20 protein-coding genes are annotated in these 24,574 nt (G+C 74.4%); 3 read left to right on the top strand and 17 right to left on the bottom strand.

Features of this window, described 5'->3' with window-relative positions:
- Positions 1 to 32: 32 nt before the first annotated feature.
- The 11 genes from GXP74_RS32150 to miaA all read right to left on the bottom strand — a co-directional run bounded on the left by GXP74_RS32150 (position 33) and on the right by miaA (position 15,447).
- Complete coding sequence (locus tag GXP74_RS32150) at positions 33 to 2,009, bottom strand: ATP-dependent DNA helicase (RefSeq protein WP_370468484.1); 1,977 nt, start codon at positions 2,007 to 2,009, stop codon at positions 33 to 35.
- A 186-nt stretch (positions 2,010 to 2,195) separates the two neighbouring features.
- Positions 2,196 to 3,029, bottom strand: coding sequence for a carbon-nitrogen hydrolase family protein (locus tag GXP74_RS32155; protein WP_182454783.1), 834 nt, complete (start codon positions 3,027 to 3,029; stop codon positions 2,196 to 2,198).
- An 87-nt stretch (positions 3,030 to 3,116) separates the two neighbouring features.
- Complete coding sequence (locus GXP74_RS32160) at positions 3,117 to 4,481, bottom strand: lysine N(6)-hydroxylase/L-ornithine N(5)-oxygenase family protein (RefSeq protein ID WP_182454784.1); 1,365 nt, start codon at positions 4,479 to 4,481, stop codon at positions 3,117 to 3,119.
- A gap of 97 nt (positions 4,482 to 4,578) precedes the next feature.
- Complete coding sequence (locus tag GXP74_RS32165; RefSeq protein ID WP_370468485.1) at positions 4,579 to 5,235, bottom strand: GNAT family N-acetyltransferase; 657 nt, start codon at positions 5,233 to 5,235, stop codon at positions 4,579 to 4,581.
- Positions 5,232 to 7,109 carry an IucA/IucC family siderophore biosynthesis protein gene (locus tag GXP74_RS32170; RefSeq protein WP_182454785.1) on the bottom strand — a complete coding sequence of 626 codons (1,878 nt, stop codon included), beginning with the start codon at positions 7,107 to 7,109 and terminating at the stop codon, positions 5,232 to 5,234. Before GXP74_RS32170 ends, GXP74_RS32165 begins: the two co-directional genes overlap by 4 nt.
- A complete protein-coding gene (locus tag GXP74_RS32175) occupies positions 7,106 to 8,638 on the bottom strand; it encodes a pyridoxal-dependent decarboxylase (RefSeq protein ID WP_225448353.1) in 1,533 nt (510 codons plus the stop codon). The genes GXP74_RS32170 and GXP74_RS32175 overlap by 4 nt, the downstream gene beginning before the upstream one ends.
- 277 nt (positions 8,639 to 8,915) lie before the next feature.
- A complete protein-coding gene (hflX, locus tag GXP74_RS32180) occupies positions 8,916 to 10,427 on the bottom strand; it encodes a GTPase HflX (protein WP_182454786.1) in 1,512 nt (503 codons plus the stop codon).
- 7 nt (positions 10,428 to 10,434) lie between these two features.
- Positions 10,435 to 12,786, bottom strand: a complete 2,352-nt coding sequence (locus GXP74_RS32185) for a bifunctional (p)ppGpp synthetase/guanosine-3',5'-bis(diphosphate) 3'-pyrophosphohydrolase (RefSeq protein WP_182454787.1) — start codon at positions 12,784 to 12,786, stop codon at positions 10,435 to 10,437.
- 184 nt (positions 12,787 to 12,970) lie between these two features.
- The gene (dapF, locus tag GXP74_RS32190; protein WP_370468486.1) at positions 12,971 to 13,867 is read right to left on the bottom strand and encodes a diaminopimelate epimerase; all 897 of its coding nucleotides are present in this window, start codon (positions 13,865 to 13,867) and stop codon (positions 12,971 to 12,973) included.
- A 25-nt stretch (positions 13,868 to 13,892) separates the two neighbouring features.
- Positions 13,893 to 14,357, bottom strand: coding sequence for a hypothetical protein (locus GXP74_RS32195; protein ID WP_370468487.1), 465 nt, complete (start codon positions 14,355 to 14,357; stop codon positions 13,893 to 13,895).
- 154 nt (positions 14,358 to 14,511) lie between these two features.
- A complete protein-coding gene (miaA, locus tag GXP74_RS32200) occupies positions 14,512 to 15,447 on the bottom strand; it encodes a tRNA (adenosine(37)-N6)-dimethylallyltransferase MiaA (RefSeq protein ID WP_225448355.1) in 936 nt (311 codons plus the stop codon).
- A gap of 126 nt (positions 15,448 to 15,573) precedes the next feature.
- Between miaA and GXP74_RS32205 the strand changes: the two genes are divergently transcribed.
- The gene (locus tag GXP74_RS32205; protein ID WP_182454789.1) at positions 15,574 to 15,852 is read left to right on the top strand and encodes an antitoxin; all 279 of its coding nucleotides are present in this window, start codon (positions 15,574 to 15,576) and stop codon (positions 15,850 to 15,852) included.
- A gap of 37 nt (positions 15,853 to 15,889) precedes the next feature.
- Here the strand turns inward: GXP74_RS32205 and GXP74_RS32210 are convergent, their stop codons facing one another.
- Together GXP74_RS32210 and miaB are read right to left on the bottom strand one after the other, a co-directional pair.
- Positions 15,890 to 16,600 carry a class III extradiol dioxygenase subunit B-like domain-containing protein gene (locus tag GXP74_RS32210; protein ID WP_182454790.1) on the bottom strand — a complete coding sequence of 237 codons (711 nt, stop codon included), beginning with the start codon at positions 16,598 to 16,600 and terminating at the stop codon, positions 15,890 to 15,892.
- Positions 16,601 to 16,643: 43 nt separating this feature from the next.
- Positions 16,644 to 18,137 carry a tRNA (N6-isopentenyl adenosine(37)-C2)-methylthiotransferase MiaB gene (gene miaB, locus GXP74_RS32215; RefSeq protein ID WP_255528180.1) on the bottom strand — a complete coding sequence of 498 codons (1,494 nt, stop codon included), beginning with the start codon at positions 18,135 to 18,137 and terminating at the stop codon, positions 16,644 to 16,646.
- Positions 18,138 to 18,248: 111 nt separating this feature from the next.
- Here miaB and GXP74_RS32220 point away from each other — a divergent pair, with 111 nt between their 5' ends.
- Positions 18,249 to 19,274 carry a TAXI family TRAP transporter solute-binding subunit gene (locus GXP74_RS32220; protein ID WP_182454792.1) on the top strand — a complete coding sequence of 342 codons (1,026 nt, stop codon included), beginning with the start codon at positions 18,249 to 18,251 and terminating at the stop codon, positions 19,272 to 19,274.
- A gap of 44 nt (positions 19,275 to 19,318) precedes the next feature.
- Here the strand turns inward: GXP74_RS32220 and GXP74_RS32225 are convergent, their stop codons facing one another.
- Both GXP74_RS32225 and GXP74_RS32230 read right to left on the bottom strand, forming a co-directional pair.
- Positions 19,319 to 20,146, bottom strand: coding sequence for a MerR family transcriptional regulator (locus tag GXP74_RS32225; RefSeq protein ID WP_182454793.1), 828 nt, complete (start codon positions 20,144 to 20,146; stop codon positions 19,319 to 19,321).
- Positions 20,147 to 20,186: 40 nt separating this feature from the next.
- Positions 20,187 to 21,143, bottom strand: coding sequence for an alpha/beta fold hydrolase (locus GXP74_RS32230; protein WP_182454794.1), 957 nt, complete (start codon positions 21,141 to 21,143; stop codon positions 20,187 to 20,189).
- 178 nt (positions 21,144 to 21,321) lie between these two features.
- Here GXP74_RS32230 and GXP74_RS32235 point away from each other — a divergent pair, with 178 nt between their 5' ends.
- A complete protein-coding gene (locus tag GXP74_RS32235) occupies positions 21,322 to 22,134 on the top strand; it encodes a class I SAM-dependent methyltransferase (protein ID WP_182454795.1) in 813 nt (270 codons plus the stop codon).
- Between the two features lie 38 nt (positions 22,135 to 22,172).
- On the opposite strand, the gene GXP74_RS32240 is transcribed toward GXP74_RS32235, so the two are convergent.
- Positions 22,173 to 23,603, bottom strand: a complete 1,431-nt coding sequence (locus GXP74_RS32240; protein ID WP_182454796.1) for a HAMP domain-containing sensor histidine kinase — start codon at positions 23,601 to 23,603, stop codon at positions 22,173 to 22,175.
- Positions 23,603 to 24,358: a response regulator transcription factor gene (locus tag GXP74_RS32245; protein WP_182454797.1), complete on the bottom strand. Its 756-nt coding sequence runs from the start codon at positions 24,356 to 24,358 to the stop codon at positions 23,603 to 23,605. Before GXP74_RS32245 ends, GXP74_RS32240 begins: the two co-directional genes overlap by 1 nt.
- Positions 24,359 to 24,574: the final 216 nt, after the last annotated feature.

A 24,574-nucleotide genomic window follows, 5' to 3' on the forward strand; every position in this document is an offset into this window, starting at 1 on the left:
CGACCCGTCGTGGTCGGCGCCCTCACCCGGCTTCAGCGGACCCGGGGCGGCGGCGCCGAGGCGTCGATCGCCGCCAGCGAGCGGCGCACCTGGTTGCGGTCGGTGGTGAACCAGAAGTCCGGCATGGACGAGCGGAAGAAGCCGCCGTAGCGGGCGGTGGCGAGGCGGGAGTCCAGCACCGCGACCACCCCCCGGTCGTCGGCCGCCCGGATCAGCCGCCCCGCGCCCTGGGCCATCAGCAGCGCCGCGTGGGTGGCCGCGACGGCCATGAAGCCGTTGCCGCCGTGCTGCTCGACGTCCCGTTGCCGGGCGCTCATCAGCGGGTCGTCCGGGCGCGGGAACGGAATCCGGTCCATGACCACCAGCTGGCAGGCGGAACCGGGGACGTCCACGCCCTGCCACAGCGACAGCGTCCCGAACAGGCAGCTGTCGGCGCTGGTGGAGAAGGCGCGGATCAGTTCACCCAGGGTGTCCTCGCCCTGGAGCAGGATCTCCCCGGGGACCCGGTCGCGCAGCGCCTCGGCCGCCGTCTGCGCGGCCCGCATCGAGGAGAACAGCCCCAGCGTGCGCCCGCCCGCCGCCTGGATCAGCTCGGCGAGCTCGTCCAGCATCGCCGGACGGTCGGGCTCGCGGCCGGGCGGGGGCAGGTGCTTGGCGACGTAGAGGATGCCCTGCCGCGGGTAGTCGAACGGCGAGCCGACGTCCATGGCGCGCCACTGCGGGACGTCCGCGGGCACGGCGGCCGGGGCCGGCTCCTGCGCGCGGTCGTCGGCCCGGCGGCCGTCCGGGCCGAGGCCCAGGGAGAGCGCGACCCCGGTGAAGTCGCCGCCCAGCTTGAGGGTGGCCGAGGTGAGCACCACCGAGCGCTCCTTGTACAGGCTCTCCCGCAGCAGCCCGGAGACGCTGAGCGGGGCGACCCGCAGCGAGGCGGCGCCGGGGCCGAAGCGGTCCCGGTCCTCGATCCACAGCACGTCGTACTCGGAGCCCTCCAGCATCCGGTCCGCCGTGTCGTGGATGCTCTCCACCGAGGCCCGGGCCTGCTTGCGGACCGCGTCCTCGTCGGTGACGCCCTTGTCCCGGATCTCGCCGAGCGAGGTGATCACCGAGCGGCAGGCCTCGCGGATGGCGGCGACGGCGTAGCCGATGTTCTCCGGCAGCTCCTCCAGCCGAGCGGGCTGAGCGATCTCCATCAGCCCGTGGTAGTTCTCCGCCGCCGCCTGGAGCGCGTCCACCGCCTTCTCGTTGGCCAGCTTGGCGGCCCGCTTGACCGCCCGGTTGACCGCCCCGGTGGTGAGTTCGGCGGTGGCGATGCCGGTGACCCGGGAGACCAGCTCGTGCGCCTCGTCCACGATCAGCAGCTCGTGCTCGGGCAGTACCGGCGCGCCCTCCAGCGCGTCGATCGCCAGCAGCGCGTGGTTGGTGACCACCACGTCGGCCAGCTTGGCGCGCTCGCGGGCCGCCTCGGCGAAGCACTCGCCGCCGTACGGGCACTTGGTCGCGCCCAGGCACTCCCGGGAGCTGACCGACATCTGCGCCCAGGCGCGGTCGGAGACGCCCGGCGACATGTCGTCGCGGTCACCGGACTCGGTCTCGTCGGCCCAGTCCCGCAGCCGCAGGATGTCCTTGCCGAGCTTGCTGCTCGGGCCGCCGAGCGCCTCGGCCGGATCGAACAGGCCCTCGCCCTCGTCGCTCGGCGCGCCCTCGTGGACCCGGTGCAGGCACAGGTAGTTGGAGCGGCCCTTGAGCATGGCGAACTGCGGGCGGCGGCGCAGCAGCGGTTGCAGGGCGTCCACGGTGCGCGGCAGGTCCCGCTCCACCAGCTGCCGTTGCAGCGCCAGCGTGGCCGTGGCGACGACCACCCGGTCGCCGTGGGCCAGCGCCGGGACCAGGTAGGCGAGGGACTTCCCGGTGCCGGTCCCGGCCTGGACGAGCAGTTGCTCGCCGGACTCCACGGCGGCGGCGACGGCCTCGGCCATGGCGACCTGCCCGGGCCGTTCCGTACCGCCCACGGCGGTCACCGCGGCATGCAGTAGTTCCCGCAGGCGGGAGGACGACGAGGGCTGCGCCCCCGGCCCCGAGGAGTCGTCCGGGTCGCCCTCACCGGGGCCTGCGTCTGGGGATTCGGGGGCGATCCCCCGAGAAGGCAGAGTAGTCATGGCCTGCCCAGGGTAGACGGAGCCACTGACAACGCGGAGTCAGCCGAGCGTGTGACCGGCGCGCGCACGCCGGGGGGCGGTCAGCGACGGATCGACCAGCACCGGTTCCCGCTCGCGGGCGGCCGCCAGCGCCGCCGGGTCGAGCCGCACCGTGGCCAGGCCCGGGTCCGCGGTACCGGCGTCCGCGAGCAGGACGCCGTCCGGTCCCCAGACGGCGCTGCCGCCACAGCCCTGGTAGGGGCCCGACGGACCGCTGTGGTTCGCCAGCACCGCGTAGTTGGTGTTGTCGAACGCCCGCGCCGGAAGGACCGCGGCCCGTTGCCGGGCCCCGCCGCCCTGGCCGAGCATCGCACCGACCAGGTAGGCGTCGCAGCCGTCCAGCGCGGCGGCCCGGGAGTGCTCGGGGAAGCCCAGGTCCCAGCAGATGCCGAGGCCGAGCCGCCAGCCGTCCAGGACCACGGTGCAGCCCCGGCTGCCGGGCGCGAAACCGGTGGCCCGCTCGGTGGGGGTCGCGTGCTGCTTGTCGTACTGGGCCGCGAACCGCCCCTCCCGGTCCAGCACCAGGGCGGAGATGTGCAGCTCACCGGTGTCCGCGTCGCGGGTGGGCGCGCCGACCACGACGGCGGTCCGGGTCCGCGCACAGGCGGCGGCGAGCGGGTCCAGCCTGGGGTCGGTCGGGGCCAGCGTGTGCGCGGCCGGGTCGGCGACGATGCCGGGCAGCTCGTAGCCGGTGAGGAACAGCTCCGGCAGGACCACCAGGTCCGCCCCCTGGTCGGCCGCGGCCCGCAGCAGCTCGGCGGCGGTGGCGACGTTGGCGGGGATGTCCAGCGGAACGCAGCCGGCCTGGGCGGCGGTGACGGTGAGGGCTCGCATGGACGCCCAGACTAGCGGGGCGGACTCGGGGCACGGGCCGCCGGGCTCGGGCGGTGGTGTCGGGGGCGGTGGTGTCGGGGGCGTTGGTCAGCGGCCGGGGACCAGCTCCGGCCCGGGGGCGGCGGCCGGTTGCCCGCTGGCGGGGCCGAAGCTGGTCCAGGCGGTGCGGGCGGGCAGCGGGTGGACGACCCGCCCGGCGACCGCGTTCAGGATGGTGGCGGCGCGGTACGCGCCGAGGCCGAGGTCCGGGGTACCGACTCCGTGCGTGTGCAGTTCGGCGTTCTGGACGTAGAGCCCGGCGGTGACATCGGGGCGCAGCCCCACCCGGTGGTCCAGGTCGACCCGGTAGCGGCCCTGGCCGTCCCAGTCGACCAGGTCGGCGAGGGGCTCCAGCAGCGCGGGGCGGCGGGCGGCGTAGCCGGTGGCCAGGACCAGCGCGCCGGTGCGCAGGGTGCGGACGGTTCCGGTCTGCCGGTGGTGGCAGTGCAGTTCGAGCCGGCCGTCGGCGTCGGCCCGGGCGCCGCGGACCTCGGTTCCGGGCAGGATCTCGACGTCGGCCGGGGCGCCGCCGAGGGTGCGCTGGTACAGCGCCTCGTGGATCTCGGCGAGGGTCTCGGCACTGGCGGCCTTGTAGAGCTGCCACTGGTCGGGCAGCAGCCGGTCGCGTACGCCCTCGGGCAGGGCGTGGAAGTAGCGGGTGTAGTCCGGGGTGAAGTGCTCCAGGCCCAGCTTGGAGTACTCCATCGGGGCGATGGCCCGGCTCCGGGTGACCCAGCGCAGGTGCGGCGCGGGCGCCGTCCCCCGGTTGCGGAGCAGGTCCAGGAAGACCTCGGCGCCGGACTGCCCCGAGCCGAGCACGGTGATGTCAGTGGCGGCGGCTAGCGTGTGACGCACGTTCAGGTAGTCCTCGGCGTGGTGCACCGGGCCGTCGCGGTGCAGTTCGGCGAGGGCGGCCGGGACGACCGGCTCGGTGCCGACGCCGAGGACGAGGTTGCGGGTGGCGACGGTCCGGCCGTCCGGGAGCGTGACCCGGAACACCCGCGCCCGGCCGTCCCAGGTCACGGTCCGGACCAGGCTGCCGAAACGGCAGTTGCCGAGGCCCTGCGAGACCCACTGGCAGTAGTGCTGGTACTCGCGGCGGGTGAGGTGCGTCCGCTCACTGAAGTAGAAGGGGAACAGCCGGTCGTGGGCGCGCAGGTAGGACAGGAAGGACCAGCGGCTGCGGGGTTCGACCAGGCTGACCAGGTCCGCCAGGAACGGGACCTGCATCCGCGCGCCGTCCAGCAGCAGCCCGGGGTGCCAGCTGAACTCCGGCTTGGCGTCCAGGAACAGGCTGCGCAGCCCCGGCACGCCGTCGGCCAGCGCCGCCAGGGAGAGGTTGAACGGGCCGATGCCGACGCCGACGAGGTCGTACCCGGGGTCGGCGGGGGCTGGGACGGGGGTGAGATCCACGGTGTTGGGGTTCTTTCGGGGACTTCGGTGCTTTCGGGGACAGGGGTCTCGCGCGCGGCGGCGACGGCCGTGGGCGGCGGCGACCGCCGGGCGGCGGTCAGCAGCGGTCGCGGATCAGCAGGGCGGCGTGCTTCTCCGGGAGTGGAAGGTCCCGGTCGTAGCGGAATCCGGCCTTGAGGAAGGCCCGGATCGAGGGGAGGTTCCGGATGTCCGGTTCGGCGACCACGCGCCGCGCGCTGTGCCGCTCGCGCAGCGCGCGCTCGGCCACGGCGCGCAGCAGCACGCCGCCCTTGCCCCGGCCCCGCTGCTGCGGCGGCCCGAGCAGGAGGTGCAGACCGGTGTCGTGCGGCCGGGCCGGGTAGTGCCGGGCGATCGGGTCCAGGTCGGCCCGGTAGACCTCCCAGTAGCTCATCGGGACGCCGTCGAGCAGGCCCAGGCAGGGGACGCTGCGGCCGTCGCCGTCGAGCTGCGCCAGTACATGACGTTCCGTCAGTTGTGCTGGTCCGGAAAGTTCCCAGAAGGCGGCGACGACCGGGTCGTTCATCCACTGGACCAGGATCCGCAGATCCCGGGGCAGTCGGACCGGGTGCAGCCGGAACTGGCCGACGGCGGTGTCCATCTGGCCCCAGCGGGCGACGCCGTCGAGCAGGTCGGCGCCGTGCAGCCGGAGCAGCGGCCGCGGCTTCTTCTGGGCCGGGACGGCGGGTGCGGGCGTGGGGACGACCGCGCCCTCGGGTCGGGGCCGGTGGTTCACCGGGTGGCTCCCGCGGTCCGGCGGTTGTCCACCGCGGCGAGGGGGTTGGCGAGGTCCACGTAGACGGACTGGGTCGCGACCGGGCCGACCAGCTCGTCCAGGCCGCCGAGCCGGGTGAGCAGATTGGCCTTGCAGCGCAGCACCGGTGCGTCCAGCAGCAGTTCGGGCAGCCCCGAGCCGCTGGCAGCGGCGCCCCGGCCGCTCAGGAACCGGCGCAGCGCGGCCAGCAGCACCCGCTCGTCGGCGAGTCGCTGCGCACCGAACGCACCGATCAGACCGAGGAGGTGGTTAATCCCGAGGTAGTAGCCGAAGCGTTCGTCGGCGACGGCGTCCGGGACGAAGGTGTCGCTCTGTGCGCCGATGCCGGGCAGCCTGGCCCGCAGCGCGTCGGCGTGCGAGTCACGGAAGTAGTAGCCCTGGTTGTCGCGGTAGCGACCGCCCTCGGGCCAGCCGTGCGCGTCCAGCAGCACCAGGCTGTTCTGCTGGTGGGCCTCCAGCGCGATACCGGCCTGGCCGTCCAGCCAGAGCACCGGCAGTACCACCGCGTCCAGGTAGCGCCGGAACCACTCGGCGGCGACCGTGGCCGTGGGCCGACCGGTGCGCGCGGCCAGGCGGCGCAGCAGCGCGCCCAGCCGGGAGCCGACCGGGGTGCCCGCGACCAGCCCGGCGACGCAGTGCGCGCGGTCGCCGGGGCCGAAGGGGTTCAGCCGGATGACCGTGTCCAGGCCGGGGAGGGCCGCGGCCCGGCCGCCGGGACCGTCGTCGGTGGCGGTGACCGGCAGGTCCACGCCGATCCAGGCGGGGTCGCGGACGATGTCGAAGCGGGGGTGCGCGGCCCGCCACTCGCGGCCGAGTCCCGCCTCCAGCAGCCGGTGCACTTCGAGCCCCCGGTGGAGTTCCTTGCGCAGGTTCTCCCGGCGGGAGTTGGTGATGGCCAGGCCGAGTGAGAGCTTCAGCATCCAGGGTGAGTCGGGCCGGTAGACGGTGCGGACCGAGGAGGTCGGGTACCAGGGCGGGCCGGACGGGCCGAGGTCACGCAGTCGGCCGTCGTCGAGCAGCGCCCGGACCTCCGCCCGGTGGGACAGTTCCCTGGCCTGCCAGGGGTGCAGCGGCAGCGCCACCGTGTCCGGCGGCAAATCCGGGGCGAGGTCGCGGGCGAGGTCGGCGGTGATCCCGGCGCTCGGCCGCGACAGCGCCGAGTCCTGCGCCAGCAGCGCCCGGTGGACGCCGAACCAGTGCAGCCGGTACGCGCCCCGCAGTTCCGGGGAGTAGGCGGCGGTCTCGGCCTCGCCGAGCCCCTCGCGGCTCTTGGGGGTGGGGTGCAGCGGGTGGCCGAGCAGCAGGTCCTGCTCGGTGGCCAGGAACGGGCTGGTGCCCGGGGTCGGCTGCGGCGTGTCCCGCCGGTCGGTGAGGAAGCGGGCGGTGCGGCGCACCGAGTCGGCGACGCGTCCGGCGAGCTCGGCGGTGTGGCGGGGGGAACCGCCGTCGGTGGCGGCCGGGTCGGTGGCGGCGGCGGCGCGGGCCAGCAGGGCGGAGACGGTGACCGCGTCCACCGGGTGTCCGGCACCGCCGGTCGGATTGTCGTCCGGGCCGCGGTCCAGGCCGAGGCGGGCCCGGCCGAAGCGGTGCCAGCCGGTGGCCGACCAGTGGCGGACCGGCACGCTGAGCGTCAGCCCGTCGCCGAGCGCCACCCGCAGGGTGCCGTCCGGCGGCTCGACCAGGCCGGTCTCGCGGACCCAGCAGCGGAGCAGGTTCTCGGTACCGGCGCAGTCGGCGGCCACGGCGGCGTCGGGGTGCAGCAGCGGGTCCTCGGGCTCCGACGCGACGACGGCGCGGGTCTGGGCGGGGAGACCGCTGGCGGCGGCAGTGCTCACGAGGGGGGCTCCTGGTCTTCTTGTGCTCCTGCGGCCAGGACCAGCGCCAGCAGGCGGTCGACGTCGGCTTCGGTGCCGTGCGGGTTGAGCAGGGTGAGCTTCAGCCGGACCAGGCCGTCGCCGAGGTCGGTCCGCCCGACCACGGCCCGGCCCCCGGCCAGCAGCCGCCGCCGCAGCGCGGCGTTGACCTGGTCCGGCTCACCGTGCCGGGGCAGGTAGCGGAACAGCACCGTGGTCAGCACCGGTTCGGCGGTCAGTTCCAGCCGGTCCTCGGCGGAGATCCGCCCGGCGGCGTACCGGGCCAGCTGGTGGCAGCGGTCGACCAGCGCGCCCAGGCCGTCCCGGCCGAGGGCGCGCAGGGTGACCGCGACCTTGAAGGCGTCCGGACGCCGGGTGGTCCGCAGCGAGCGGCCGAGCAGCGAGGGGTACCCGGCCTGCTCGTCGTCGTCGGGGTTGAGGTAGGCGACGCGCTGCTCCAACGGGTCCAGCAGCGCCGGATCACGGACCAGCAGTACCCCGGCCGCGATCGGCTGCCAGCCGAGCTTGTGCAGGTCGAGACCGACCGTGTCGGCGAGCTCCAGGCCGTCCAGCAGCGGCGCCAGGCGGCGGGAGAAGAGTGCGCCCCCGCCGTAGGCGGCGTCGGCGTGCAACCGCACGCCGTGCCTGCCGGCCACGGCGGCGACGGTGCGCAGCGGGTCGATCGCCCCGAGGTCGGTGCTGCCCGCCGTGGCGACCACGCACATCGGCACCCGGCCCTCGGCGCGCGCGTCGCCGAGCGACCAGTCCAGCACTCTCGGGTCCATCCGCCCGGCCCGGTCGGTGTCGACCCGGACGACGGCCTCCGGGCCGAGGCCGAGTACGGCGGCGGCGCGGGCCACCGAGAAGTGCGCGGCGGCCGAGCAGTGGACGGTGAGCCGTCCGGCGGTGAGGTCCGCGCGCGGCAGCGCGTCCCGGGCGAGCAGCAGCGCGGTCAGGTTGGACTCGGTGCCACCGCTGGTGAACACGCCGGTGGCGGCGGCGGGGAGGCCGACCAGCCCGGCCAGGGCGCGCAGCGTGGCGAGTTCGACGGAGACACCGCCGGGGGCCTGGTCCCAGGAGTCCAGCGACGGGTTGACGACGCAGACGGCGAGGTCGGCCGCGACGGCCACGGCGAGCGGAGGCACGTGCAGGTGCGCGGCGCAGGCCGGATCGGCCGGATCGGCGGCGGTGGCCGCCAGTGCCTCGGTGAGCAGGCCCAGCGCGGCGGGGTCGCCGCGGTCGGGCAGCAGGGCGGCCGGGTCGAGCAGCGCGGCGAGGCCGGCCGCGACGGCGGCGGGACCGCCGGTGGGCAGCGGGCCGCCCCGGCGCGCGGCGCCCGCCCGCAGCGCGTCGAGCACGTCGGCCACCAGCGAACGCAACGCCTCGCCCGCACCCCCGGCCAGCTCGTCCAGCCGCACTCCGCCGTCCGGGCCGGGGCCCCCGGCACCGGCGGGCGGTGTGGCGGGAGCCGGCGTGGTACCGGGGGGCGGCTCGGCGACGGGCGGCTGCACGGGTTGGGCTCCTCCTCGCGGCTGGGGCCCGTCCGGTGCGGCCCGCGGCGTGGCGCCGGGACGCAGCGCGGGGGCTGCGCCCGACCCCGGGCCGTGCACTGCCGGTCATCCGGTGGAGTCACGCCCACCCGGTCAAACGACCGAGCGGCCCGTTGATCACGCGCCGGGTCGGGGGTACCCAGAGTTCACACGAAAGGCCCCACACCAGAAGGCCCGCACACGACGGCCGCCCCCTCCGGGCGGAGGGGGGCGGCCGTCGTGTGCGGGCGGTGCGCGGTCAGCCGGTCTGGGCGGCCACCGCAAAGCGTTCGAACTCGGCGGCGAGGTCCGGCAGCACCCGCGCGGTCAGCAGGGTGCCGTCGCCGGTGTGCTCCTCGACCAGCACCTCCCCCTCCCGGTGGGCCCGGGAGACCAGGTCGCCCCGGGTGTAGGGGACCAGCGCCAGCACCTCGACCGAGGGCCGGGGCAGCTCGTCGTCGATCAGCTGGAGCAGTTCGGCCATGCCCTGCCCGCTGCGGGCGGACACCACGATGGCGTGGGGCTCGCGGCGCAGCAGCCGCTGGAGGACCTCCGGGTCCGCCGCGTCGGCCTTGTTGATCACCACGATCTCCGGCACCTTCTGCGCGTCGACCTCCACGATGACCTGGCGGACGGCGGCGAGCTGGGCCTCGGGCTCGGGGTGCGAGCCGTCGACCACGTGCAGGATCAGGTCGGCGTCGGCGACCTCCTCCATGGTCGAGCGGAAGGCCTCGACCAGGTGGTGCGGCAGGTGCCGGACGAAGCCGACGGTGTCGGCCAGGGTGTACACCCGGCCGCTGGGGGTCTCCGCCCGGCGGACGGTCGGGTCCAGCGTGGCGAACAGCGCGTTCTCGACCAGCACCCCGGCTCCGGTGAGCCGGTTGAGCAGCGAGGACTTGCCCGCGTTGGTGTATCCGGCGATGGCCACCGACGGGACCTGGTGGCGCTTGCGCTCCTGCCGCTTGGTGTCGCGGCCTTTCTTCATGTCCACGATCTCCCGGCGGAGCTTCGCCATCTTCTCGCGGATCCGGCGCCGGTCGGTCTCGATCTTGGTCTCACCGGGGCCACGGGTGGCCATGCCACCGCCGCCGCCCGCCGAGGAGCCGCCGCCACCACCCATCTGCCGGGACAGCGACGCGCCCCAGCCCCTGAGCCGGGGCAGCATGTACTGCATCTGGGCGAGCGAGACCTGCGCCTTGCCCTCCCGGGACTTGGCGTGCTGGGCGAAGATGTCGAGGATCAGTGCCGTCCGGTCGACGACCTTGACCTTGACCACGTCCTCCAGGTGGATCAGCTGGCCGGGGCTGAGCTCGCCGTCGCAGACCACGGTGTCGGCGCCGCTCTCCAGGACGATGTCCCGGAGCTCCTTGGCCTTGCCGGAGCCGATGTAGGTGGCCGGGTCGGGCCGGTCGCGGCGCTGGATCACGCCCGCCAGCACCTCGGAGCCGGCCGTCTCGGCCAGTGCGGCGAGCTCCGCGAGGGAGTTCTCCGCCTCCTCGGCCGTGCCGTCGGTCCAGACTCCGACCAGGACCACGCGTTCCAGGCGCAGCTGCCGGTACTCGACCTCGGTGACGTCCTCCAGCTCGGTGGAGAGGCCGGAGACGCGGCGCAGGGCCGCGCGGTCGCTTCGGTCGTACTGCTCGCCGTCGTACTCGTTGTCGCGGTATCCGCCGCCAATGCCCTGTCCGAGTCCTCCCGCGAGGTCCTCGTCCATCAGTGCCTCGGCACGGCGGGGTTCGGCGGCGTCGCGGGCTTCGAACGTGGAGGTCATTGCATCCTTAGTGTGAGGCGTTCGGTGGAACTGTCTCTGAGAACGTCGCGGTGTCAGCGCTCATTCCCGGTGACGATGGTCGCACGGCCGCTCCGGAGCGGTCATCCCCATTTCCGGCGTCACCGCTGGTATCCCCGTTCCCGGCGGACTCCACCCCCTGCGGTCCGGCCCGGTAGACGTCGTAGACCCCGGCCACCCGCAGCATGGCCCGCATCAGCTCCGGCAGCGCGCCGGAGTCGGGCAGCTCCACCGTGTACGTGTGCCTGACCCGGAGCTCCTGCGGCGGCTCGACCGAGGCGGAGACGATGTCGACGCCGGTGGCGGACATCGCGGCGGTCAGGTCGGCCAGCAGCCGGGGCCGCCCGAGGGCGTCGGCCCGGACGGTGACCCGGTAGCCGCTGGGGGCGGCGTCGTGGGTCCAGCTCAGCTCGATCGGGGGGCGCCCGGCCGTGGCCATGCCGATGCCGGTGCGGCAGTCGCGGCGGTGGGCGGCGACCGCGCCGCCGCGGATCGCGAAGCCGAGCAGGTCGTCCGGCGGGACCGGGGTGCAGCAGCGGGCGAGCCGGACCGGCGCCCCGGGCAGCGCGGCCGCGGTCACCGCCGCCGCGGGCTGGGGCAGCGGCTGGAGCTGCGGGCGGGGCGCCTCGGCCGCCCGGAGCGAGCCCGGCAGCGGGCCGGTCGCCAGCAGCTCCGCCTCGGCCGGGGCGGCCGGATGCTCGGCCAGCCAGCGTTCGATGGCGATCCGTGCGGACGGGGTACGGGCGTGAGCGAGCCATTCCGGGGCCGGACCGCCGGGTTCACCGGTCTCGGTGAGGACGTCCACCGAGTCGCCGTCGTGCAACGGCGTGGACAGCGCGGTCAACCGGCCGTTGAGCCGCGCGCCGATACAGCGGTGGCCGACGTCCTCGCCGAGCGCGTAGGCGACGTCCACGCAGCTCGATCCGACCGGGAGCTGCAGTTTTCGACCGCCCTCGGTGACCACGGTCAGCTCGCCGTCGCCGGAGAGGTCGGCGGTGAGCGCGGACCAGAAGGTGTCCGCGTCCGGGGTCTCCCGCTGCCAGTCGAGCAGCCGGGACAGCCAGCCGGGCCGGGCCGGGTCGGTGCGGTCCAGCTCGTCCCGTTCGACCTCGGCCGCGTCCGCCCCGCAGGCACCCGGGGTGTCCAGCGCGACCACGCCGAACTCGGCGATCCGGTGCATGCGTTCGGTGCGCACCAGGACCTCGGTCACCTCACCGGGACCGCTGGTGACGGCGGTGTGCAGGGACTGGTACAGGTTGAACTTGGGGCCCGCGATGAAGTCCTTGAACTCGCCCGGCAGCGGGGTCCAGCAGGTGTGCAGCTCGCCCAGGACCGCGTAGCAGTCGGCGTTCTCCTCGACCACCACCAGCAGTCGGCCGAAGTCGCTGGGGGTCAGCTCGGAGCGGTTCATCCAGGTGCGGTGCACCGAGACGCAGTGCCGGGGGCGGACGCTCACCTCGGCGGCGATCCTGGCCTCCCGCAGCTGGCGGCGCAGTTGTCCGGCGAACTCCCCCAGCGGGTCCACGGCTTCGGCCTGGGCGGCCTCGCGGGCGGCGATCAGGTCGCGGGTGCGGGCGTACTCCTCCGGATGGAGGGTGGCGAAGACGATGTCCTCCAGTTCGGTCTTCACCACCTGGATGCCGAGCCGTTCGGCGAGCGGGATCAGTACGTCCCGGGTGACCTTGGCGATGCGTACCCGGCTGGCCGGTTTCATGTGCCGGATGGTGCGCATGTTGTGCAGCCGGTCGGCGAGTTTGATCACCATCACCCGGACGTCCTCGCCGGTGGCGAGCAGCATCTTGCGGAAGGTCTCGGCCTCGGCGGCGGCACCGAAGTCGACCTTCTCCAACTTGGTGACGCCGTCGACCAGATAGGCCACCTCGTCGCCGAAGCCCTCGCGCACCTGATCCAGCGTCACCGCCGTGTCCTCGACCGTGTCGTGGAGCAGCGAGGCGACAAGTGCCGTGGTCTCGGCGCCGAGTTGGGCCAGGATCATGGTCACCGCGAGCGGATGGGTGATGTACGGCTCGCCGCTCTTCCGGGTCTGGCCCCGGTGCGAGGCCTCGGCGACCGCGTAGGCCCGCCCGAGCAGGGCGGTGTCGGCTCTCGGGTGGTGGCTGCGGTGCGCCCGGACGAGTGGTTCCAGGGCGTCCGGCAGCTGCGGTCTGGCCGCGCCGACGAGCAGCGCGGCGAAACCGGCCCGGCCCAGGCCGGAGCGGGCCCGGGCGCGGCGCAGGGCACCGCCACCGCTCGGGGCGGCGGTCGGCGGCAGGACGGCTCTACGGCCGTCCAGCGGGATGACGGGCGGGATGACGGGAAGATCACCGGCATTGATGTTCATGCGCACCTCCGGCAGCGATCACCGGAGTGGGCAGGCACCCCGATGGTCCATCCTACCGAGTGCAACACGCTGGGCGACGCCGTGTGTTCCCAACGTCACGTTGATCACCCATTAGGGGGATTTGAAGTGCTTGGGAACGGGCAAGGCTTTCAGGTTGTGCATCCAGCGGCGGAGCGCCGGGCCGCTACCCGACCAGCCAGTCGGCGTCCACCACGCCCTCGGCCAGGATCACCGCCGGACCGGTCATCTCGACCGTCCCGTCCACGAGTTCGGTGATCTCCAGGCGTCCGCCGGGGAGGTCCACCAGGTAGCTGGCGGGCTTGCCGGTGGCCGCCGGGTCGAGGCCGTCGCGGCGGGCCGCGGCGACCATCACGGCGCAGGCGCCGGTGCCGCAGGAGCGGGTCTCCCCGGAGCCGCGCTCGTGCACCCGCATGGCCACGTGGCCCGGGCCCCGGTCCACCACGAACTCGACGTTCACGCCGGACGGGTAGGCCTCCGCCGGGGTGACCGGCGGGGCGGTGAGCAGGTCGCCCGCGTGGGCCAGGTCCGCGACGAAGGCCACCGCGTGCGGGTTGCCCATGTTCACGTTGAGCGCGGGCCAGCTGCGTCCGCCCACGGCGACCTCGATGCCGTCCGGGCCCGGGAGTTCGGCCCTGCCCATGCGGACGGTCACCGCGCCCGGGCCCCGCGGCCCGTCGGGGGCGACCCGGGCCTGCCGGACGCCCGCGCGGGTGGCGATGGCCAGTTCGCCGCCGCGGGCGAGACCGGCGAGCACCAGGTACCGGGCGAAGACCCGCACCCCGTTGCCGCACATCTCGGCGATGCTGCCGTCGGAGTTGCGGTAGTCCATGAACCACTCGGCCTCGGCGGCCAGATGCCGGACCTCGGGGTGCACCGCGGTGCGCACCACCCGCAGCAGGCCGTCGCCGCCGATCCCGGCACGCCGGTCGCACAGCCGGGCCACCTGCGCGGGGCCCAGGTCGATCCGGCCGTCCGGGTCCGGCACGATCACGAAGTCGTTCTCGGTACCGTGCCCCTTGAGGAACCGCAGGCCCTTCAGCATCTCGTTCACCTGCCCCATCCTACGGGGGCGGCCGGAACGACGGTCAGCCGTTGATCCGGGCGACCCGCCACAGCGCCAGTGCCAGCAGCAGCGCGGCGACGGCGGTGTAGCTGAGCAGCGCCCGCCAGCCCGCCGCGCGGCCGGAGCCCTGCCGGGGCAGGCCCGGCCAGGCGTACCCGGCCCTGCGGGTGGCCATCGCGCCCCAGCCCGCCGAGGCCGCGGTCAGCAGCAGCCCCAGCATGCCGACCACGGCGCCGCCGCCGCCGGACTCGAAGGCCAACGGGAAGGCGAACATCAGCGAACCGACGGTGGCGACGGCGACGATCGGCAGGATCTGCCACAGCCTCAACCGCCCTACCGGGCGCAGCTCGCGCTCGGTCACCGGGCCGAGGTCCAGGACGGGGAGCGGATCGGAGCCGGGGGCGTCGGGGTCGAAGTCGGGGTCAAAGCCCGTACCGAAGGCGTCACCTGGCAACCGGTGCGTCTCAGGACCGGTATCCATGGACACACGGCCTCCCTGAGCGGTGATGACCGACGGCCGCCGTGACCCGGTCTGCTGACTCCCGATGCTTGATGATGGCACGTGCACATCACCGGTCGACGCCCGTTCTGGCCTCGGCGGTGATCCGTGGCCATGACGTGATCAGGCCGTAACACCTTGCCTACCGCCCGCGCACGCCCATGAGTTCGAGCGCCTGGCCGAGCAGCTGCCCCGGTTCGTCGTCAGCGCCCCGGGACAGCCAGTGCACCCGCGGGTCGCGGCGGAACCAGGACTCCTGTCGGCGCGCGAAGCGCCTGGTGGCGCGGACGGTCTCGGCGCGCGCCTCCGCTTCCCCGTACTCGCCCGCGAGCTGGGCCAGCACCTGCTGGTAGCCGAGCGCCCGGGAGGCGGTCCGGCCGTCGCGCAGGCCCACCTCCGCCAGCGCCTCGACCTCCGGCACCAGCCCGGCCTCCCACATCCGGTCGACCCGCAGCGCGATCCGCTGGTCGAGTTCGGCCCGGGGCAGCCGTACCCCGATCTGCACCGTGTCGTAGACCGAGTCGTGGCCGGGCAGGGTCGCGGTGAAGGACTTGCCGGTGATCTCCACGACCTCCAGCGCCCGGACGATCCGGCGGCCGTTGCTGGGCAGGATCGCCGCCGCCGCGAGCGGGTCGACCTCGGCCAGCCGCCGGTGCATCGCCCCGGGGCCCTCGGCCGCCAACTGGACCTCCAGGCGGGCCCGGACCTCGGCGTCGGTGCCGGGGAACTCCAGGTCGTCGACGGCGGCGCGGACGTACAGCCCGGAGCCGCCGACCAGCACCGGCGTGCGCCCACGGGCGAGCAGCCCGTCGATGACCTCGCGCGCCATCCGCTGGTACTCGGCGACGCTGGCCGCCTGGGTGACGTCCCAGACGTCGAGCAGGTGGTGCGGCACCCCGCCGCGCTCCTCAAGGGTCAGCTTCGCGGTACCGATGTCCATCCCCCGGTACAACTGCATGGAGTCGGTGTTCACCACCTCGCCGCCGAGTTCCAGCGCGAGGGCCACGCCGAGATCGGACTTTCCGGCGGCGGTGGCGCCGACGATGGTGATGACACGCGGATTCCGGGGGATGTTCACAGCGGACAGTCTTCCAAAAACCCGCATCATCCGATGCACAGATCAGCCATGACTCGTACGCTATGACCAGTTAGGGATACTTTGCCCGATTGTGCATAGTGCCCCACCCACTATGAAGGAGCCGTCATGGGCCTCTCGGACAACCTCAAGGACGCCCTCGGCCAGGCCAAGGACAAGGCCACCGAGTTCGCGGGCAAGCACAACTCGACCATCGACTCGGGCCTGGACAAGGTCGGCGAGATGGCCGACAAGGCCACCAAGGGCAAGTACAGCGACCAGATCCACAGCGCCGGTGACAAGGCCAAGAAGACCCTGGACGGTCTGGGCCAGGACAAGCCGGTCGTCCCGGGCGAGACGGTCACCCCGCCGGAGCAGCCCCCGACCCCGGGCCCCGCGGCGCCCTGACCGCGGGCGCCGACCCGCCGGCGCGGGGGTCCGTCGGTCAGGCCGGGGTCCAGTCGGCCACCAGGTAGCCGACCCCGTACGGGGCCGCCCGGTAGCTCAGGGACGCCCGCAGGCCGCCCGTCGCCGCGCCCGCCAGCACCTGCCAGGGGGCGCGGCCCGAGGCCATCAGCGCGAAGGCCAGCTCGTCGTCCAGCGCGGCCAGCCGGGGCGCCGGGTCGTCCGCCGCCAGGGCGCGGGCGACCCCGGCGTCGAAGCCCTCGGCCCGCTCGTCCAGGTAGCCCGGGGCCTTGAGCGAGCGCCGGGCGCTGCCCTCGCCGAGCACCAGCAGCCCCACCCGTTCGGCGGCGTCGGCCAGCTGGCGGCCGTTCTCGGCGCACAGCCGCTGCTCCAGGTGGTCCGGAACGGTCAGCCCGCGCACCGGACCGGCCCAGCCGGAGCGCTCCAGCAGCCAGGCGCCGACCGCCAGCGACGGCGGCAGCGAGGGTTCGGCGGCCGGGTCGCCGCCGGAGCCGAGGCGCACCCGCAGGTCCACCCCGAACGGCTGGAAGCTGCCGACCGCGCCCTGGTCCCACCATTGGTGGTCGGTGCCGGGCCCGACCACCACCAGCAGCTCCGGCCCGGCCGCGAGCACCGCGCCGAGCGCGGCGTCGCAGGCCGCCCGCAGGTCGTCCAGTTCGGCCGCCGCGCCCGAGGCGACCTCGGGCACGAGCAGCGGCGGGCAGGGGCAGACGGCAGCGGCGACCAGCATGGGACGACCCTACCGGGCCCGCCGCGCCCGGCGGCCCGCCGCCTCAGCCGCAGGCCGGGGCGGCCGACGGCGGCAGCGGCGCGGGCACGCCCACGGTCGGCAGGCCCAGCATCACCCCGGCCGGTTTGGCGGCGGCGGCCTGCCGCCGCCGCTCCCAGGCGTCCCCGGCACTGGTCCGCCGGACGCCCAGCGGCGCGCCCTCGGCCAGCAGGTGGTGCGGCGCGGCGTAGGTGATCTCCACGGTGGTCATGTCCCCGGGGCGGACCGGCTGCTCCGGTCGGGTGAAGTGGACCAGCCGGCTGTCCGGGGCCCGGCCGGAGAGCCGGTCGGTGTGCTGGTCCTTGCGGCCCTCGCCCTCCGCGACCAGCACCTCGACGGTCCGCCCGACCTGCTTCTTGTTCTCCTCCCAGGAGATCTCCTCCTGGAGCGCGACCAGGCGCAGGTAGCGCTCCTGGACCACCTCCTTGGGGATCTGCCCGTCCATCTCGGCGGCCGGGGTGCCCGGGCGCTTGGAGTACTGGAAGGTGAAGGCCTGGGCGAAGCGGGCCTCGCGGACCACGTGCATGGTCTGCTCGAAGTCCGCCTCGGTCTCGCCGGGGAAGCCCACGATGATGTCGGTGGAGATGGCCGCGTCCGGCATGGCCGCGCGGACCTTGTCGATGATGCCGAGGTAGCGCTCCTGGCGGTAGGAGCGCTTCATCGCCCGCAGCACCGCGTCCGATCCCGACTGCAACGGCATGTGCAGCTGGTGCATCACGTTCGGGGTCTCGGCCATGGCCGCGATCACGTCGTCGGTGAAGTCCTTGGGGTGCGGCGAGGTGAACCGGACCCGCTCCAGTCCCTCGATCCCGCCGCAGGCCCGGAGCAGCTTGCTGAAGGCCTGCCGGTCGCCGATGTCCTGGCCGTAGGCGTTGACGTTCTGGCCGAGCAGGGTGACCTCGACCACGCCCTCCGCCACCAGCGCCTGGACCTCGGCCAGGATGTCCCCGGGCCGGCGGTCCTTCTCCTTGCCGCGCAGCGCCGGGACGATGCAGAAGGTGCAGGTGTTGTTGCAGCCGACCGAGATCGACACCCAGGCCGCGTACGCGGAGTCGCGGCGGGTCGGCAGGGTCGACGGGAAGACCTCCAGCGACTCCAGGATCTCGACCTGGGCCTCCTCCTGGACCCGGGCGCGTTCCAGCAGCGCGGGCAGGTGGCCGATGTTGTGGGTGCCGAAGACCACGTCCACCCAGGGGGCCCGCCGGACGATGGTCTCCCGGTCCTTCTGGGCGAGGCAGCCGCCGACCGCGATCTGCATCCCGGCCTTGACCGCCTTGACCGAGGCGAGCTGCCCGAGGTTGCCGTAGAGGTGGTTGTCGGCCTTCTCGCGGACCGCGCAGGTGTTGAACACCACCACGTCGGCGTCTACCCCCGCGGCGGCCCGCCGGTAGCCCGCGTCCTCCAGCAGTCCGGACAACCGCTCGGAGTCGTGCACGTTCATCTGGCATCCGTGGGTACGGATCTCGTAGCTTCTGCTGATCTCTGCTGCCTCGCTCACGCCCACAAGGGTACGGGCAGCCGGAGCGCGCCCCGAGCGGGCTCCGTCGCGGGCACCGTCCCGGGTTCGCCGCGGGTTTCGCTGCGGGGGCGGTGCTGGCAGGATCACCGCATGTCCACCACTCCCGGGATCCTCCGCCACGCGCTCCGCTCGGGGCTGGTGCGCGGGGTGACGGCGCTGGTGGTGCTGGCCGCGGCGGCGCTGTCGTGGTGGCTGGCGACGCCGGACGGGGTGTCCTGTCCGGCCGGGACCTTCGGCATGGCCACCGGCTCCGCGGGCGGCGTCTACGCGCTGTACGGGCAGTTGCTGAAGCCGGTGGTGCAGCGGGAGATACCGGGGGTGACGCTGCGGCTCGACCCGACCGCGGGCGGGCCGGAGAACCTCCAGCGGATCCTGGCCGGACAGGACGACTTCGGAATCGCCACGGCCGACGCGGTGGCGCACTTCACCAGCCCCGGCGCCGGACGGCTGCGGGCGCTGGGGCGGCTGTACGACGACTACGTGCAGCTGGTGGTGCCGACCGACTCGCCGATCCACTCGGTGGCCGACCTGCGCGGCCGGACGGTCGCGGTGGGCCAGGCGGACTCCGGGGTGGCGCTGATCGCGGAGCGGGTGCTCCAGGTGTCCGGGCTCGATCCGGCCCGGGGCGACCTGACCACGGTGCCGCTGGGCATCGACGACGCCCCGACGCAGCTGCGCGACGGCCGGATCGACGCCTTCTTCTGGTCCGGCGGGCTGCCCAGCTCGGCGGTGACCACGCTCAGCAGGCAGATGAAGGTGCGGCTGGTCCCGCTGGGCCAGCTGGCCACCGCGATGGACACGCTGGCCGGGGACCAGGACCCGGCCGCCCGGGACATCCAGGTCTACCGCAGCTCGACGATGCCGACCAGCGCCTATCCGGGGATGTCGCCGGACGAGGCGGTGCAGACGCTGGCCGTGGCCAACCTGATGGTGACCCGCGACGACGTGCCCGCCGGGCTGGTGGAGCGGATGACCGGGGTGCTGATCGACAGCCGGGACGCGATCGGGGTGCAGGTGCACCCGGCGCAGATGGTGGACATCCGCTCGGCGATCTACACCGACCCGCTGCCGCTGGCCGAGGGCGCCCGCCGCTACTACGTCTCGGTCAAGCCCTGACCCCGGGCCGTCACTGACCTCGGGCCGTCACTGACCCCCGGCCGTCACTGACCTCGGGCGGTCTGGCCCTCGGACGGTCCCTGGCCCTCGGGCAGCGCCGCGCGCGGGTCGTCGAAGCCGTCGCGGACCAGCTGCCGCAGCGGTCCGGCGACGGCCGCGTCCAGCAGCTTGGTGGCCTCGCTGCGCATCGCCCGGGCCAGTTCCGCGTCGACCACCGACTGTGCCAGCGGTCGCAGCCTGCGGACGGTGCCCACCGCCTCGGCCGCCTCGGTGTCGGTCAGCTGGTGTCCCGCATAGCGGACGAAGATGTGGACGGCGCTGAACTCGACGAAGCGCCGCGCCAGATGGTCGATGTCGCCGCGCAGCTCCTCCAGGTGGGCCACGATCGCGGGCAGCGGCACGCCCAGCTCGTACAGCTCCACGGCCACGCTGAGCAGGCCCGGGCTGGGCACCACGAAGGAGTCGGGCTCGTCCGGCTGGAGCACGCCGAGCCGGACGGCGGCGGCGATGGCCTGCTCGTCCTCGACCCCCTGGAAGGCCGCCACCAGCGCCGCGCGGGTGAGCACGGTCGGCTCCTCGTCGGTCCAGGGCGCGGTGACCTCGGCCACCAGGCCGAGCACCCCGCCCAGGCCGCGCCCGCTGTCCCAGGCGTCCAGCAGCTCCTTGATCCCGGCCAGGGTGTGGCCCCGGTCCAGCAGTTGGGCGACCAGGTGCAGCCGCTCCAGGTGCGCCTGCTGGTAGACGTTGACCCGACCGCGCCGCACGGCGGGCGGCAGCAGGCCCCGGTCCTGGTAGGCGCGGACATTGCGGACCGTGGTCCCGGCTGCTCGCGCCAGGTCGTCTATCCGGTACTCCACGCGCTGCTGCGGCATAGTCGTCACACCGCGCCCTCCCCCGCTGACCGATTCGTGCTCAATGCGGCCCCGAGCGTACCGCCGGAGGCCGCTCCGGGGAGACGGAGGGGACGCTTCCGCTGCGCACTCCGTCCACGAACTCACTGATCCACTCGGCCAGCCGGTCCGGGCGGGTGAGTGGCAGCCAGTGCCCGGCGTCCACCGTCCGGCGGCGCAGCACCGGGGCCCAGCGGTCCAGGTCGTCGTAGAGCCGCGGCGACAGGTAGGGGTCGCGGGTCGGCACGATCAGCTGCACCGGGACGGTGGCCACCCGGTCGGCGCGCGGGTGGCGCAGCCGTTCGCGGACGTTGGCGCGGTAGAGCCAGGCGCCGTTGGCGGCGTCCTCGGGCAGGGTGGCCGGGCTGCGGTCGTCGGCGGCCGGAAGCCGCTCCATGGCCCGGCGGAGCGCGGGCCAGCGGCGGCCCAGCGGCCCGCGCCAGAGCGCCTCGGGCAGCCGCGGGGTGTGCAGCGCGTAGACGTACCAGGAGCGCAGGCCCTGGCCGAGCAGCTGCCCGAGCCGGGCGCCGCTGGGCTCGCGCAGCCGGTCGGCGGCCCACAGTCCGAAGTGGTCCAGGCAGGGTCCGGAGACGCTGGTGAACGACGCCAGACCGCCCCGCAACCGGGGCGAGGTGGCGAACTCCCAGCCCTGGACCGACCCCCAGTCGTGGCCGACCAGGTGCACCGGGCCGTAGGGCGCGAGCGCGTCCAGGACCAGCAGCAGGTCGTCCTCCAGCCGCTCCAGCCGGTAGCTGTCGGCGCGCGGCGCGGGCGCGGTGGACGCGCCGGCGCCCCGGACGTCGTAGGCGACCACGTGGTAGCGGTCGGCGAGGCGGGCCATCACCGGTTCCCAGACCTCCTTGCTGTCCGGGTAGCCGTGCAGGAACAGCAGGGTGGGGCGGGTGGGGTCACCCGCCTCGACCACCGCCAGCTCGACGTCCTCGGCGCTGACGCGGAACTCCCTGGCCTCGGCGATCATCGGGCTCCCTCCACGGACGCTCGTTCCCAGCCTCCAATGTGTCAGTGGCCACTGGCAGGGTCAATGCCCCGGACATGTCCACATGACCAGAATGCGAGACAGATCTTCTCGCTCTGCGAGACATCTTCTAGAGTCCTTTCCATCGGAAGTCCACTGACTGACCGCCAGGAGCCACCCCATGACCGAGAAGTCCGCCGTCTACACCCACGGCCACCACCCCTCCGTGCTGCGCTCGCACAGCTGGCGCACCGCCGCCAACTCCGCCGCCTACCTGCTGCCCGAGCTGAAGCCGGGCCAGCGGCTGCTGGACGTCGGCTGCGGCCCCGGCACGATCACCGCCGACCTGGCCGCGCTGGTCGCCCCCGGCCAGGTCACCGCGGTGGAGAACGCCCCCGGCATCCTGGAGCAGGCCGCCCGCAACGCCGCCGACGCGGGTGTCTCCAACATCGTCTTCGAGGTCGCCGACGTCCACGAACTGCCTTACGCCGACGACTCGTTCGACGTGGTGCACGCCCACCAGGTACTCCAGCACGTGGCCGACCCGGTGCAGGCGCTGCGGGAGATGCGCCGGGTGTGCCGACCGGGCGGCGTGGTCGCGGCCCGCGACTCCGACTACGCGGCCTTCTTCTGGTACCCGCAACTGCCGGCCCTGGACGAGTGGCAGGAGCTGTACCGGCGTACCGCCCGGGCCAACGGCGGCGAACCGGACGCCGGGCGCCGCCTGCACGCCTGGGCGCGCGAGGCCGGATTCACCGAGATCACCCCGGGCGCGAGCACCTGGTGCTACGCCTCCGAGTCGGAGCGCGCCTGGTGGGGCGACCTGTGGGCGGAGCGGGTCAGCAACTCGCCGTTCGCCGCGCACACCGAGCGCGAGGGCTTCGCCACCGAGGCGGACCGGCAGCGGATCGCCGACGGCTGGCGGGCCTGGGCGGCCGAGCCGGACGGCTGGCTGACCATCCCGCACGGCGAGGTGCTGTGCCGGGTGCGCTGAGCCCCTGTCCGGGCTCCGGGCCCGGAGCCGCCGGGGCCTCAGGCCCGGGGCACGGACAGGGTGACCGTCAGTCCGGTCCCGCCGCCGCTGTCCGGGTCCGCCGAGCCGCCGGGCGCGCGCGGGCCGAAGGCCAGCGTGCCGCCACCGGCCGCGAGCAGGGTCCGGGCGATCGACAGGCCGAGGCCGGAGCCGTCGACGTTCTGGTGGCGCGGACTGCGCCAGAAGCGGTCGCCGATCCGCTCCGCCTCCTCCTCGGTGAGGCCGGGACCGGTGTCGCTGACGGCCACGGCGATCCGCTCCGCCGTGGCCGTCACCGCGACCGTGACCTCCCCGCCCGCCGGGCTGAACTTGAGCGCGTTGTCGATCACCGCGTCCAGCGCGCTGCCGAAGCCGACCGGATCCACCAGGCCCAGCGCCGGGGCGGCGGGCGGCTCGCAGCGCAGCTCCACCCCGCGCTCGCGGCCGAGCGGACGCCAGCCGTCGGCCCGGTCCGCCGCCAGCCGGGCCAGGTCGGTCGGCTCGCCGCGCGGGCCGGTGTGCTCGGCCACGGCCAGCCCCAGCAGGTCGTCCAGCACCTGGGCCAGCCGACGGCCCTCGACCCGGACCCCGGCCAACTCCTGCTCGCTGCCCTCCGGCAGCTCCATGCCCATCGCCTCGACCCGGAGCATCAGCGCCGCCAGCGGATTGCGCAGCTGGTGCGAGGCGTCCGCGACGAAGGCCCGCTGCTGGTCGAGCACCTGCTCGACATGGTCCGCCATCTCGTTGAACGCCCGTGCCAGCCGCCGCAGTTCCGGCGGCCCACCGGCCGGGGCGACCCGCGAGGCCAGCCGCCCGGTGGCGATGTCATGGGTGACCTTGTCCAGGTCCTGGACCGGACGCAGCACCCACGCGGTCAGGGTCACCGCCGCCACCACGGCCACCAGTACCGCCGCCGCCTCGCCCCCGGCCAGCAGCATCCAGCGGTGCAGGATCCGCGAACCGAGGCCGCCGGTCGGCGACTCGGTCACCACCACCGCCACCACGTCGCCGTCCCAGACCACCGGCGAGGCCACCACCAGCAGCCGGCCCGACTGCCACGGCCAGACCTGGGCCGGATTGGTGCTCCGCCGGTCGTCCAGCGCCTGGCTGAACGCCGAGGCGGAGCCGCCGGCGGCGGCGTCGGTCCAGCTGCCGGGCTGCGCGGTGATCGGTCGGCCGCTCAGCTCGAAGACGCCCACCCGGCCGCCGTAGACCTGGTAGTAGCGCTGGATCTCGGACTGCAGCGTGCGCAGCTGCTCCTCGGCGGTGGGTGTGCCGGACTGGCCGATCGGGTCCTGGGCCAGGTCGGCGAAGCGGGCGGTGTCGTCGATCCGGTCGACCAGGGTCTGCTGCTGCTCGGCCGCGGCCACGCTCACCGCCAGCGGCAGGCCGAGGGCCAGCAGCACGCAGGCCATCAGGGCGAGCAGGATGCCGAGAAGGCGGTTGCGCATCAGCCCTGGCCCGCGCCGCCGGGTGCCGTGCCCCCGGGCGGAGCGGACGGGACCACCAGCCGGTAGCCGATGCCCCGGACGGTCTCGATCAGCGCGGGCACCGCCAGCTTGTGCCGCAGCGAGGCGATGTGCACCTCCAGCGTCCGCGCGGTGCCCTCCCAACTGCTGCGCCACACCTCGCTGATGATCTGCTCACGGCGGATCACCACGCCCGGGCTCTGCGCCAGCAGCGCCAGCAGGTCGTACTCCTTGCGGGTCAGCGGGACCTCGCGGCCGTGCACCGAGGCCCGCCGGGCGGCCGGGTCCAGGGCCAGGCCGCCCCCGCTGAGCAGCCGGTCGGCGGCGGCCTGCTGCTGCACCGCCGGGGTGTCCGGGCCCAGCTGCGGGGCCGTGCCGCGCCGGGCCACGGCGTGGATCCGGGCGAGCAGCTCGCCCATGTCGTACGGCTTGACCACGTAGTCGTCGGCGCCCAGGTTCAGGCCGTGGATCCGCGATCCGACGTCCGAGCGGGCGGTCAGCATGATCACCGGGATGCCGGTGCGGAGCCTGATCTGCCCGCAGACGTCGAAGCCGTCCCGGTCCGGCAGCCCGAGGTCGAGCAGCACCACCCGGTACGGCCCGCGGCCGTCCGGGACCAGCGCGTCCAGCGCCTCGTTGCCGGTGCGGGCGTGGCGCACCTCGAAGCCGTGTTTGGTCAGCACGGTCACCAGGGCTGCGGCCACATGGTCGTCGTCCTCGACCAGGAGCAGGCGCACGTCGTCTCCTTCTTCGGTCGGCGGCCCCTGCACCCCATCCCGACGGGCGCCCTCCGGTCAAGGGCAGACCCCCTCCGCCCGGCGTTCCGTTATGCAGCTGCGATCAACTCAGCCGATCCACATGCTCAAATCCAGCTCAGATCGCCGGGAGCGGTCCCAGCGCGGGCATATCGTTGTCATGAGAAACCACCGGGAGTGCTCCTTACACCCGGCGAT

It is taken from the genome of Streptacidiphilus sp. P02-A3a, assembly GCF_014084105.1.
Taxonomy (GTDB): Bacteria; Actinomycetota; Actinomycetes; order Streptomycetales; family Streptomycetaceae; genus Streptacidiphilus.

Coding starts and splice junctions, on each gene's coding strand:
- GXP74_RS32155 (WP_182454783.1), bottom strand. CDS start 3,029: ATGCGAGCCCTCACCGTCACCGCCGCCCAGGCCGGCTGCGTTCCGCTG.
- hflX (WP_182454786.1), bottom strand. CDS start 10,427: ATGACCTCCACGTTCGAAGCCCGCGACGCCGCCGAACCCCGCCGTGCC.
- GXP74_RS32185 (WP_182454787.1), bottom strand. CDS start 12,786: ATGAACATCAATGCCGGTGATCTTCCCGTCATCCCGCCCGTCATCCCG.
- dapF (WP_370468486.1), bottom strand. CDS start 13,867: ATGGGGCAGGTGAACGAGATGCTGAAGGGCCTGCGGTTCCTCAAGGGG.
- GXP74_RS32205 (WP_182454789.1), top strand. CDS start 15,574: ATGGGCCTCTCGGACAACCTCAAGGACGCCCTCGGCCAGGCCAAGGAC.
- GXP74_RS32210 (WP_182454790.1), bottom strand. CDS start 16,600: ATGCTGGTCGCCGCTGCCGTCTGCCCCTGCCCGCCGCTGCTCGTGCCC.
- GXP74_RS32220 (WP_182454792.1), top strand. CDS start 18,249: ATGTCCACCACTCCCGGGATCCTCCGCCACGCGCTCCGCTCGGGGCTG.
- GXP74_RS32225 (WP_182454793.1), bottom strand. CDS start 20,146: ATGCCGCAGCAGCGCGTGGAGTACCGGATAGACGACCTGGCGCGAGCA.
- GXP74_RS32230 (WP_182454794.1), bottom strand. CDS start 21,143: ATGATCGCCGAGGCCAGGGAGTTCCGCGTCAGCGCCGAGGACGTCGAG.
- GXP74_RS32235 (WP_182454795.1), top strand. CDS start 21,322: ATGACCGAGAAGTCCGCCGTCTACACCCACGGCCACCACCCCTCCGTG.
- GXP74_RS32240 (WP_182454796.1), bottom strand. CDS start 23,603: ATGCGCAACCGCCTTCTCGGCATCCTGCTCGCCCTGATGGCCTGCGTG.